This is a genomic window from Streptomyces sp. XH2 (assembly GCF_049725035.1).
GTDB lineage: Bacteria > Actinomycetota > Actinomycetes > Streptomycetales > Streptomycetaceae > Streptomyces > Streptomyces roseoverticillatus.
This window is the reverse complement of the sequence record NZ_JBMMMZ010000002.1, coordinates 568,301-579,526: the sequence shown is the minus strand read 5'-3', so window position 1 is coordinate 579,526 and position 11,226 is coordinate 568,301. Positions and strand designations below refer to the sequence as shown.

Genomic DNA, 11,226 nt, shown 5'->3' with positions numbered 1-11,226 from the left:
GGCGCTGGGCTGGCGGGCCGGGTTTCTTCCTAAGCCGGCCCGTCCGGCGCTGAGGGGATGCCCTAAAGCAATTCCTTGAGGCGCTCGGCCAGCAGGTCCCAGCGCCACTTCTCCTCCACCCACCGCCGGCCCCGCGCGCCCATGCGCGCGCGCAGCTCCGGATCCCGCAGCAGCGTCACGATGCGGTCCGCGGCCTGGGCCGGCGAACCGCCCTGCACCACGTATCCCGTCTCGCCCTCCAGGACGGCGTCCGGCGCCCCGCCCGAGTCTCCGGCGACGACGGGCAGGCCCGTCGCCGACGCCTCCAGGTAGACGATGCCGAGCCCTTCGACGTCGAGGCCGCCGCGGCGCGTGCGGCAGGGCATGGCGAAGACGTCGCCCGCCCCGTAGTGCGCGGGCAGTTCCTCCCACGGCACGGCGCCCGTGAAGCGGACGGCGTGGGCGACGCCCGTCTCGCCGGCCAGCTTCCGCAGCTCGTCCTCGTACGGGCCGCCGCCGACGATGAGCAGCACCGCGTCCGGAACGGCCGCCAGGATCCGGGGCATGGCGAGGATCAGCGTGTCCTGGCCCTTGCGCGGCACCAGCCGTGAGACGCACACCACCACGGGGCGGTCCGCGAGACCGAGCCGGGCGCGGACCTCGTCGCCGCCGGAGCCGGGGTGGAACGTCTTCTCGTCCACGCCGGGCGGCAGTTGCGCCATGCGGGCCGCCGCCTCGTCCGTCAGCGCGGAGGCGATCCGCGAGCGGGTGTACTCGCCCAGATAGGTGAGGGTGTCGGTGCCCTCGCCGATCCGCCGCAGCAGTTGCCGCGACGCGGGCAGCTGCGCCCAGCCGGCCTCGTGCCCGTGCGTCGTGCCGACCAGCCTGCGGGCGCCCGCCCGGCGCAGCGCCGGGGCCATGAGCCCGAGCGGGGCCGCGGCCCCGAACCACACCGAGGTGCAGCCGTGTTCGCGCAGCAGGTCCGTGGCCCGCCGGGTCACCCGGGGCGTCGGCAGCAGCATCGTGGTGCGGTCGCGGACGACCTGGAACGGCTGCTCGGCGTCGAAGCGTGCGGTGGCCTCCGCGCCCTCCTGGCCGCGCTTCCACGTGGAGGCGTAGACGACGATGCCCGACGGGTCCAGCCGCAGCGCCATGTTGTGCAGGAACGCCTGGATGCCGCCGGGGCGGGGCGGGAAGTCGTTGGTGACGACGAGAGTCTTGTCCATCGCCGTCCGACAGTACCGGGTGCGATCGGGGGCAGTCGGGGCCCCGTCCCGCCACGTCACCGCGTATGGACCGGCCGGGGCGGCATCATGCCTTGCAGTAGCGGCGCGCGTACAGCGTGTAGTGACCGTGAAGGGCGAGGTGGATGATGGCGGGCAGGGGTTTGCGGCTCTCGGTCGCGGTGTGGGCCGTCACCCGGGCCGTGCTGCTGATGTGCGTGCTGCGGGTGTGGGTCATGCCGGGGTCGGACGTCTCCGTCGACATCGAGGTGATCTACCAGGGCTGGTACGGGGTGCTGCGCACCGGCACCTTCCCCTACGACGACGTCACCTGGCAGTACCCGCCCGCCGCCGCCCTCGCCGTGCTCGCCCCCGGCCTGCTGCCGTTCCTCGACTACGCCCCCGCCTTCTTCGCCGTCTGCTTCCTCGCCGACGCGGCGGTCTACGCGCTGCTGCTGTACGCGGTGCGGGACGGGCGGCGACCGGCCGCCGGAGTGTGGGCGTGGGTGGCCGGCGTCCCGCTGCTCGGCCCCATCGTCTACGCCCGCTACGACGTGATGGTGACGGCCGTCGCGGTCGCCGCCCTGCTGGCGGCCGGGCGCCGGGCCCGGCTCTCCGGCGCCCTCACGGCCTTCGGGGCGCTGCTGAAGGTGTGGCCGGTGCTGCTGCTGGTCGGCACGCCCCGGGGGACCCGTACCCGGGCGGCGTGGAGCGCGGCGGCGGTGACGGCCGCGGTGTCCGGGCTGATGTTCGCGGCGACGATGCCGGGGGCCCTGGCCTTCCTGACCTTCCAGCGGGACCGGGGCACCGAGGTGGAGTCCCTGGGCTCGCTCGTCTTCCACCTGGGGCGGCACGCCGGCTGGCACGGGCACGCGCGGCTGCACTACGGCTCCGTGGAGTTCCTCGGCCCGTACGTGCACACCATGAGCCGGCTCGCGCTCGTGCTGAGCGTGCTGGCGTTCGCCTGGCTGCTGCTGTGGCGCGTGCGGGCGCGGCGGTTCACGGCGTGCACGCCGTACGAGGCGGCGTTCGCGGCGGTGCTGCTGTTCACCACGACCAGCCGGGTGATCAGCCCCCAGTACGTCGTCTGGCTGCTCGGGCTGGCGGCCGTGTGCCTGACGATGGGCACGACGCGGCAGCGGCTGCCGATCGCCCTCGTGCTGCTGGCCGCGCCGCTGACCCAGCTGGAGTTCCCGATCTGGTTCTCCCACGTGGTCGCCAGCGACAAGCTGGGCGTGGCCACGCTGACGCTGCGGAACGGGCTGCTGGTCGTCGCGACGCTGATCTCGTGCGCGCGGCTGTGGCGCGAAACGGTGTCCCTGCCGGGGGCGCCCTCCCCCGACGACCCTCCCGCGGAGCGGGAACGAGCCCTTGTGGCGGGCTGACGGTCCCGCCCGGCGGGGCGAGCCGTACGGAGCGCGAGACCGGCCCGGCACGGTGCCGTTCCGCGAAGGCCGAGGCCGGTCCGGCACCGCCGGTCACCGCCGCGGTGGCTGATTGCCGTCGCGGCGGGATTTCTTGCCCGCGGCAAGATGCCCGGCGGAGGGGAGGCCCGTCGCCTCGCAGCACGGGGTCGAGAGGCCTCGCCTCTCAACCCCGCCGCGACGGCGAGCAACCTCCACGGCGTGTACCGGCGGTGCCGAAATCGGCTGAACCCCCGCGGAGCGGCACCGCTCAGCCCGAACCGAACTGCTCCGCAACGTACGCTCGCCACCGCTCCGTGAACTCCGCGGGCGAGATGCCCAGGACCTTGCGGAGGGCCGTCTCCACGGCCCCGTCCCGGCGGCCGTGGTCGCCCACCGCGCGGTAGAACGCGACGAGTTTCTCCTCGCTCCAGCGCTCGGCGATCAGGCGGCAGGCCAGCCACCCCTCCTCGTACGCGCGGGCCAGCTTCCCCGCCTCTCCGGCGAAGCCGAAGTCGGGGTCACCGGGGAGTTCCCGGGGGAGCCGGCCCGCCGCGGCGGCGCGGGCGAGTTCGGGCGCGGCCTGGCGCGCGGTGCGGCCGGTGCCGCGGTAGGCGGCCCAGTCGGCGAAGCCCTCGGAGAGCCACAGCGGCGTGGCCTTGGTCGTCCTGGCGCGGGTGGCGACGTGCGCGGTCTCGTGGGTGAGGACGATGCGCCGCCCGAACTCGCCGAGCACGCCGTACGCCTCGGGGTTGACGATGATGCGGTCCGCGGGCGCGGCGGCGCCCGTGCCGCCCGCCTCGCCGGTGGTCACGGCGGCGATCCCGCGGTAGTTGGAGACGGGGGAGCCGAGCAGGGCGGCCATCCGCTCCAGGGAGGCCGGCATCTCGACGACGACCCGCCCGGGCCACTCCCGCGGCTTGGCGTGCCAGGCCGCGCCCACGGCGGGCACGGCCTTGTCGGCGAGGTCGGCGAGGGCGCGCAGCCGCTCGCGGTCCTGGCCGACGCCGAGGACGAGGCTGCGCTCGCCGCGGACGACGGTGACGGGGCCCTGCTGCCACAGCTGCCCGCCGCCCTGCGGGGCGGCCTCCGCGGCCACGTACCACCGTCCGTCGCGCTCGACGAGGGTGAGCCGGGTGCGGGTGGTGACGGGCACGCCGTCGTAGCCGGCGAGCCGGTACCGCAGCTCGGCCTCGGCGGCGACGCGCCGCCCGCCGCCGTCGCCCCGCTCGGGGGCGAAGCCGCCGGTGCGCACGAGCCGGTAGTCCCAGGAGGCGAGCGGCACCGCGGCGAGGTTGGCGAAGACGCGGCGCTGCTCGGCCCGGTACCCCTCGGCGGCGGGGTCGACGGCGGCGAGGAAGGCGTTCTCGTCGCGGTCGCGGACGGCCGCGGCCCACCGGTCCAGGACGCCCTGCAGGGCGCGGTCCCGGCCGCCGTCGTTCGCGCCGGTGAGGCCGGAGCAGCCGGTGAGGCAGACGAGGAGGGCCTGGAGGGCCATCAGGAGGCACGCCGCCCGGCGGGCCGGCCCACGGCCGCCCGCGCGTGTGCCCCCGCGTCCGCTCCTACGCCACCGGCCCGTCACGTCCCGCATCGTACGAGCCGCGCGCCCCCCGGCGTGCGCTCAGGGCGCGCTCACGGCCGGGTCACGGACGAAATCGGCATCATGTTGGCCGGGTCGTAACGCACGCGGGCGCCGGGGTAGGGCGCGTGGATGACCTGCCCGTTGCCCACGTACATGCCCACGTGGCTGGCGTCGTCGCGGTAGATGACGAGGTCGCCGGGGCGGGCTTCGGACAGCGGGACGTGCCGGCCGGCGTTGCGCTGGGCCTGGGAGGTGCGCGGCAGGCCGACCCCCGCCCGCCCGTAGGCCCACTGCATGAGCCCGGAGCAGTCGAAGGCGCCCGGCCCGTTCGCGCCCCAGGCGTAGGGCGAGCCGACGGCGGAGCGGACGGCCATGGCGGCCGCGGCGCCTCGGCCGGAGGAGGCGGTGAGGTCCTGCAGCCCGCCGAGGAGGCCGCCGCCGTCCGAGCGGTCCAGGGTCCGGGGGCCGCCGGAGCGCGAGGCCCGCGCGTAGGCCCGGCGGTCGGCCTCGGGCAGGGCGTTCAGCAGCCGGCGGGCGGTGGCGAGCTTGCTCTCGACGTCGCGCTTGTGGTGTTCGACGGCCTTGCGGGTGTCCTCCAGCTCGCCCAGCATGCGGGCGGCCTCGGTGCGCTCCTGGCGGAGGGCGCGCTGGGCGCCGAGGAGGGCCTTGAGCTGTTCGCCCTGGCGGTCGGAGACGCGGTCGAGGGTGGCGGCGCGCTCCAGGTAGCCGTCGGGGTCGGAGGAGAGGAGCAGCTGGAGGGCGGGGTCGACGGCGCCGCTGCGGTACTGCGCGGCGGCGATCATGCCGAGGGCGGTGCGCATGCGGTTGACGCGCTCCTGGCCGCGGGCGACGCGGTCGGTGGCCTCGGCGACCTTGCGGCGGAGCTCTCCGGCGCGCTCGCCCGCTTCGTTGAACTTCTCGGTGGCCCGTTCGGCCTGCTCGTAGAGCCGGTCGACCTGTGACTTGACGGTGCCGCCGGACCGGTCGTCGCGGGCGGTGTCGCCGGGCCGTGCCACGGCCGGGGGCGCCATGGCGGCCGCCGCCGTGGCCACGGCGGCGGACAGGACGGTGACCCGGACGGTCTGGGTGAGACCGGACTGCGAAGAACGGCGATGGGACGCCACGGGCTGCCGCACTCCCTTCGTTGCTGCTCTGTGGGCGCGGTCCGGGACGTGTCGTACCGCAGCGCCAGACAGTAGCGGCGTGCTCACCCCGCGTTCAAAGACCGCCGGGGGTGGGAATGGGACGGGAATGCGGACGCCCCGCCGGAGACGCAGGTCACCGGCGGGGCGTGGAGTCAGCGCGGGCCACCGCGATTCGCCCGAACGGGCGGCGCGTCAGCCGTTCGGCCCAGTGGCGGGCCGGTCCGTCAGCCTATGCGGACACCGAACTGGAAGGGCATGTTGCCCATCGACTCGTAGCGGACGTTCGCGCCCGGCTTGGGGGCGTGCAGGGTCATGCCGTTGCCCGCGTAGAGGCCGATGTGGTGCAGGTCGCCGTAGAAGAGCACCAGGTCACCGGGCTTGAGCTGGCTCTGGTCGTAGATGCGGGTGCCGGCGTTGGCCTGGTCCTGGGAGATGCGCGGGAGCGTGACGCCGGCCTGTGCGTACGCCCAGCCGGTCAGCCCGGAGCAGTCGAAGGAGCCAGGGCCGGTCGCGCCCCACACGTACGGGGAGCCGATCTTGCCCTGGGCGGCGGCGAGGGCAGCGGCGGCGCGGCCGGAGGTGGGCACGTCCTTGCCGAGGTCCGGCCGGGAGCTGTCGCGGCCGGCGCGGGCGCCGTCGCCGCTCTTGCCGCCGTCGGCCTTCTCCTTCTCGCCCATGACCTCGGCGCGCTCGGCGGCGGTGAGGGTGTTGAGCTGCTCCTTGGCCGCGGCGAGCTTCTCCTGGACGGCCTCCTTCTGCTCGCCCAGCACCTTGCGGGTCTCCGCGAGGTCCTTGAGCTTGCCGGTGGCCTCCTGGCGCTGCTGCTTGAGCACGCGCTGCTTCTCGGAGATCTGCTTGAGGGTGCTGGCCTGCTTGGCGCTCACCTGGTTGAGCGTCGAGGCCTTGTCGAGGTAGCCGTCCGGGTCGGAGGAGAGGAGCAGCTGCAGCGAGGGGTCGACGGCGCCGCTGCGGTACTGCGCGGTGGCCAGCGAACCGAGGCCGTCGCGCAGCTTGTTGATCTCCTCCTGGCCGCGGGCGACCTTGTCCTGGAGATCGGTGACCTGCTGGTCGAGCTTGTCCTGCTTCTCCTTGGCCCCGTTGTACTTCTCCGTGGCCTGCTCGGCCTCTTCGTAGTACTTGTCGACCTTCTCCTTGACCTCCGCCTTGGAGGCCTTCGGATCGGCGTGCGCGGCCTGCGAGGTGAGGGCGACGGCTGCGGCTGCGGTCGCCGTCAGGACGGTCACCCGGGCGCGGCCCGGCTGCTTGGGACGACGGTGGGACGCCACGGAGACGAGCTCCTTCTTCCTCGGCCGCCACCGCACGCCGAAAGCAGCGGCGAGGGCGGGACCTTCACCGTCACCCCCATTGGATGATCGACCGGGCGAAGGTTCGAGGCCCGACCTTAGTGACCCCGGAGTGGTCCGTTCAAATCCTCATCAGAAAAATCTCCCGCCCCAAGCGAAGCTTTACCAACGTGACACAGCCGGTGATGACGGCTTGACGGTCAGGTACGGGCAAGTCGCTTGAGGAGCAGGGCCGATGCCACCGGCCGGGCGCCGGCCTTCGCGACGCCGTCCGCGACCTCGCGGTCGGTGGAGACCACCACGACCGGCCGGCCCGGCGGCTCGGCCCGCACCAGCTGGCGGATCAGCTCGTCGGCGGTGACGCCGGGCTTACTGAAGAGCACCCGCACCCCGCGCGGCGGTGCGAGCAGGACGGGCGCGGCCAGCTCGGCGCCGTCGAAGACGCACGTGACCTCGGCGCCCGTCTGCGCGGCCAGCATCGCGAGCCCGCCCAGCAGCCGCAGCCGCTGCTTGTCCAGCGGCATCGTCGGATAGCCGGTCTTGGTGACGTTGTAGCCGTCGACGACGAGGTGCGCCTGAGGCAGCGCCAGCAGCTGGTCCAGGAGCGCGGGGTCGGTTTCGGACAGGGCGCGCGTGGCGATGTCCTTCGGGGTCATCCGGCCGGGCTCCACGGCGTCCACCGTGTCCGCCGGATGCACGGAGACGGGCGGCAGCGCCAGCTCGCGCCGCAGCCCCTGGGCCGCGTCCAGCACGGTGTCGAGCAGCAGGCGCAGGCGCATGTCCTCCACGCTGCGGCCCTCGCGCACCGCCCGGCGGCTCGCCTCCAGCGCGGCCTCGGCCTCCGACAGCCGCGTCTTGAGCCGCCGGGTCTCCCCCAGCGCCGCCGCCTTCTCGGCCGCGCCGGCCGCTCTCACGGCCTCCAGTTCGGCCTCCGCCTTGCGCACGGCGGCCTCGCCGCGCCGCACGTCGGCCACGGCGCTGCGCAGCTTGCGCTGCAGCGAATCGGCTTCCTTGCGGGCGGCGTCCAGCTCGGCACGGATCCGCTCGGTCTCGGCGCGGGCCGCGGCCCGTGCCTCCGCCAGCTCCTCGCGCAGCCGCCGCAGTTCGCGCTGGGCCTCCTCGCCGGCGCGCTCCGCGGTCGCCCGCAGCGCCTCCTCGCCGGCCGCCGTGACGAGCTTGACCCAGCCGGCGGGCCGCAGCACGTAGGCCATGGCCGCCACGTCCTCCGGATCGGCGGCCGCCGGCGGCGAGCCCGCGTCCAGCGCCTCGGCGAGCTCCGAGCCCGTCTCGCGCAGCCGGGCCGAGATGCGCTGGCGGAACGCGGCGTCGTTCTCCACCGCGGCCGCCATCGCGTTGCCCGCGAACTTGGCCCGCCGGCTCGGCGTGAACCGGGCGTACTGCCGCAGTGCCGCCGGGAGTTCGGAGACGGTCAGCCCGCCGAACGCCTCCGCCACCAGCCCGATGACCCGGCGCCGCACGCCCTCCGGCAACGGTCGGTCGAGCACCTCGGCAGCGCCGTCGGTCCCACCGGTGTCACCAGGCCCACCGGCCGTCTCCGCGCCACCTGTGTGCTCCACCACCATCGCTCCCGTTCTTCAGGCGTTCGCGCCCGGCCGGTCGACCAGCTCGACCTGGTCGACCGCGTTGCACCAGCGGCAACGCACGGACTCGATCGTCTCACTGACGACCTCGCGTTCCTCCACGCTCGGCTCACCGGAGAGGTCGAGGTGAACGAATTCCACGGCTTTGGTCGTACGCGTCACATCGAACCGGGTCAGATTGCCGCACAGCGCGCAGCGCCACCGGGTCCCGGCTGTCGGCTGGGGAACGCCCATCGTGTCGTCCGTCCTCGTCAAGTCCATCGAACTGCGGGTGTGCTTCCCGTAACCCTACGGCCTGATGGTCATGCGGCGCGGAGCGCGGGCCCGCTTCGGCGGCCCGGCGAGGCACTCTGTGCGCTTTACTGCTGGTACGTCATGATCTGCTCATGTTCGGAAAGCCGGGACAGGCTCCCCTCGTCACCTACGGCCTCATCGGCTCCTGCTGTGTGGTGTTCCTGCTCGGCCCCGCGTCCGGCTTCACGGCCCCCCTGTCCGGCGACCCGGGCAGCGGCAGCAGCCTCCTGGCCGCGCAGGCCGCCTACTTCGAGCGCTGGGGCGTGGTGCCCGAGGAGCTCTGGCACGGGCCCGCGGCGGAGCTGATCACCCCGCTCACCGCGCTCTTCGTGCACGGCAACTGGCTGCATCTGCTCGGGAACATGCTCTTCCTCTATGTCTTCGGCGCGATGGCCGAAAACCGTATGGGCCGGGGAGCCTTCGCCCTCTTCTACCTCGCCGCCGGAGTGCTGGCACTGCTCGGCTACGCCCTCGTGCACGCGGGCTCCGACCGGACGCTCGTCGGCGCCTCCGGGGCGATCTCCGGCGTGCTCGGAGCCTTCCTCTACCTCTTCCCCCGGGCCCGCGTCACCAGTCTCTTCCCGTTCCTCTTCTTCCTGCCCCTGCGCTTCCCGGCCTGGGCCGTGCTGCTCTTCTGGTTCGCCCTGCAGTGGCTCGCCGCCCGCTCGGCCGGCGACCGGCCCGGCGTCGCCTACCTCGCCCACGTCGTGGGCTTCGCCCTCGGCTTCCTGTACGCGTGGGCGAGGTACGGACGTACGACTAGAGTGAAGCGGGGCTGCCCCCCGACCCCCGATAGGAGCCCGCCGTGATCACTTCGATCGTCCTGATCAAGACCGACGTCGACCGGATCCCCGAGATCGCCGAGCAGATCGCGGCGATCGAGGGCGTGAGCGAGGTGTACTCGGTGACCGGGGCGCACGACCTGATCGCCATGGTCCGGGTGGCCCGCCACGACGACCTGGCGGACGTCATCCCGGGACGGATCAGCAAGGTCCCGGGCGTCGCCTCGACCGAGACGCACATCGCCTTCCGCACGTACTCCCAGCACGACCTGGAGGCGGCGTTCGCGATCGGCCTGGAGGCGTAGCCGTACGCGGTTCGGCACCGCCGGTCACGCCGGTGGGGGTTGCGCGCCGTCCCGGCGGGGGTGATTCCCCTGACCCGCCCCTTCCCGAAACGGGGGGGGGAAGCCCCCCTCGCCCCGCAGGGGGAAACGGTGAAAGGGCGGGACCGGGGCACTCCCCTCCGCCGCAACGGCGGGCAATCACCCGCCGACGTGCCCGGCGGTGCCGAAACCACCCGCGGTCACGCGGGAACGCAGCGTCCGCCCTCCGTCCGGTAGGACCACTTCGCCCCGTCGCGGACGAGCTCCCCGACCGCCGCCACGAAGCGCTCGACGTGCTCGTCGGGCGTGCCGGCACCGAAGCTCACGCGGATCGCGTTGAGGGGCGCCCCCTCGTCGGAGCCGCACCCGCCGCCCGCCGAGGACGCGCCGCCCACCAGCGTCCGCACAAGCGGATGCGCGCAGAAGAGGCCGTCCCGGACGCCGATCCCGTACTCCGCGGAGAGCGCCGCCGCGAAGTGCGAGCTGTTCCAGCCGTCGACGGTGAACGAGAGCACGCCCACGCTCGGGGCGTCCGGCCCGAACAGCGACAGCACCCGCACCCCCGGCACCGCCGCGAGCCCCTCCCGCACCCGGGCGATCAGTTCCCGCTCCCGGTCCGCGAGCCGGTCGAAGCCCGCCTCGGTGAGCGCCTTGCAGGCGGAGGCGATGGCGTAGGCGCCGATGACGTTGGGCGAGCCGGCCTCGTGCCGGGCGACCCCCTCGTGCCAGTCGACCTCCACCTCGCCGGCGGCGCCCCGTGCGACGCGCCGGCTCGCGCCCCCGCCCGCGAGGTAGGGCCGCGCGTCGCGGAGCCAGTCCGCGCGCCCGGCGAGCACGCCCGCGCCGAAGGGGGCGTACAGCTTGTGCCCGGAGAAGGCGACCCAGTCCGCGTCCAGTTCGGCGATGTCCACCCGCTGGTGCGGTACGAGCTGAGCCGCGTCCACCACGATCCGCGCCCCGTGCGCGTGCGCGGCCGCCGCCAGTTCCCGTACGGGCCACAGCTCGCCGGTCACGTTGGACGCGCCGGTCACGCACACGAGCGCGGGGCCGTGGGGCTCGCGGGCCGCGAGCGCCCGCTCCAGGGTCTCCACCGCCTGCGCGGGGGTGCGGGGCGCGTCCAGGTAGGTCACGGCGACGTCCGCGCGCCGCTCCCAGGGCAGCAGCGCCGCGTGATGCTCGGTCTCGAAGACGAACACCCTTGTCCCGGTGGGGAGTACGGCGGCGAGCAGATTGAGGGAGTCGGTGGTCGAGCGGGTGAAGACGACCTGGTCGCCGTCCCGGCAGCCGAGGAACGCGGCGACGTCGGCCCGGCTGTTCTCGAAGAGCTCGGTCGAGCGCTGCGAGAGGTATCCCGCGCCGCGGTGCACGCTGCCGTAGTAGGGCGCGTACGCCGCCACGTCGTCCCACACCCGCTGCAGGGCGGGCGCGCTGGCGGCGTAGTCCAGCGCCGCGTACGTCACCTCTCCCCCGGTGACCAGCGGGACGCGGACATCGCATCCCAGAACCGGCAGAGGGGTGCAAATGGTCTGATCGGTGGCAAGGGTGGAGACGGACATGGCGAACTCCCGTAAGAAGGCAGGCGAATTCCAC

At 74.2% G+C, this 11,226-nt stretch carries 11 protein-coding genes; 3 read left to right on the top strand and 8 right to left on the bottom strand.

The features are described 5' to 3' along the window. Positions 1-62: 62 nt before the first annotated feature. Both ACOTKD_RS06240 and ACOTKD_RS06235 read right to left on the bottom strand, forming a co-directional pair. Positions 63-1,205 carry a glycosyltransferase family 4 protein gene (locus tag ACOTKD_RS06240; RefSeq protein ID WP_424887842.1) on the bottom strand — a complete coding sequence of 381 codons (1,143 nt, stop codon included), beginning with the start codon at positions 1,203-1,205 and terminating at the stop codon, positions 63-65. Positions 1,206-1,290: 85 nt separating this feature from the next. After that, complete coding sequence (locus ACOTKD_RS06235; protein ID WP_424887994.1) at positions 1,291-1,440, bottom strand: hypothetical protein; 150 nt, start codon at positions 1,438-1,440, stop codon at positions 1,291-1,293. On the opposite strand from ACOTKD_RS06235, the gene ACOTKD_RS06230 reads away from it, so the two are divergent. Further along, positions 1,385-2,587: a glycosyltransferase 87 family protein gene (locus ACOTKD_RS06230; protein ID WP_424887985.1), complete on the top strand. Its 1,203-nt coding sequence runs from the start codon at positions 1,385-1,387 to the stop codon at positions 2,585-2,587. The two genes, ACOTKD_RS06235 and ACOTKD_RS06230, sit on opposite strands and share 56 nt — an antisense overlap. Before the next feature lie 289 nt (positions 2,588-2,876). Here the strand turns inward: ACOTKD_RS06230 and ACOTKD_RS06225 are convergent, their stop codons facing one another. From ACOTKD_RS06225 to ACOTKD_RS06205, 5 genes are all read right to left on the bottom strand, one after another. Continuing rightward, positions 2,877-4,103 carry a hypothetical protein gene (locus ACOTKD_RS06225; protein ID WP_424887841.1) on the bottom strand — a complete coding sequence of 409 codons (1,227 nt, stop codon included), beginning with the start codon at positions 4,101-4,103 and terminating at the stop codon, positions 2,877-2,879. A 134-nt stretch (positions 4,104-4,237) separates the two neighbouring features. After that, complete coding sequence (locus ACOTKD_RS06220) at positions 4,238-5,311, bottom strand: NlpC/P60 family protein (protein ID WP_424887840.1); 1,074 nt, start codon at positions 5,309-5,311, stop codon at positions 4,238-4,240. Positions 5,312-5,556: 245 nt separating this feature from the next. Then, positions 5,557-6,618 (bottom strand): NlpC/P60 family protein, encoded by a 1,062-nt coding sequence (locus ACOTKD_RS06215; protein ID WP_424887839.1) that lies wholly within the window; start codon positions 6,616-6,618, stop codon positions 5,557-5,559. 218 nt (positions 6,619-6,836) lie between these two features. Further along, a complete protein-coding gene (locus ACOTKD_RS06210) occupies positions 6,837-8,219 on the bottom strand; it encodes an NYN domain-containing protein (RefSeq protein WP_424887838.1) in 1,383 nt (460 codons plus the stop codon). 12 nt (positions 8,220-8,231) lie between these two features. After that, positions 8,232-8,471: a hypothetical protein gene (locus tag ACOTKD_RS06205; RefSeq protein WP_030364655.1), complete on the bottom strand. Its 240-nt coding sequence runs from the start codon at positions 8,469-8,471 to the stop codon at positions 8,232-8,234. 152 nt (positions 8,472-8,623) lie between these two features. Here ACOTKD_RS06205 and ACOTKD_RS06200 point away from each other — a divergent pair, with 152 nt between their 5' ends. Continuing rightward, positions 8,624-9,340, top strand: coding sequence for a rhomboid family intramembrane serine protease (locus ACOTKD_RS06200; RefSeq protein ID WP_424887837.1), 717 nt, complete (start codon positions 8,624-8,626; stop codon positions 9,338-9,340). After that, positions 9,337-9,618 (top strand): Lrp/AsnC family transcriptional regulator, encoded by a 282-nt coding sequence (locus ACOTKD_RS06195; protein ID WP_030364653.1) that lies wholly within the window; start codon positions 9,337-9,339, stop codon positions 9,616-9,618. The genes ACOTKD_RS06200 and ACOTKD_RS06195 overlap by 4 nt, the downstream gene beginning before the upstream one ends. Positions 9,619-9,836: 218 nt before the next feature. Here the strand turns inward: ACOTKD_RS06195 and ACOTKD_RS06190 are convergent, their stop codons facing one another. After that, entirely contained in the window at positions 9,837-11,192 is a 1,356-nt protein-coding gene (locus ACOTKD_RS06190) for an aminotransferase class V-fold PLP-dependent enzyme (RefSeq protein WP_424887836.1), read from the bottom strand. Positions 11,193-11,226: the final 34 nt, after the last annotated feature.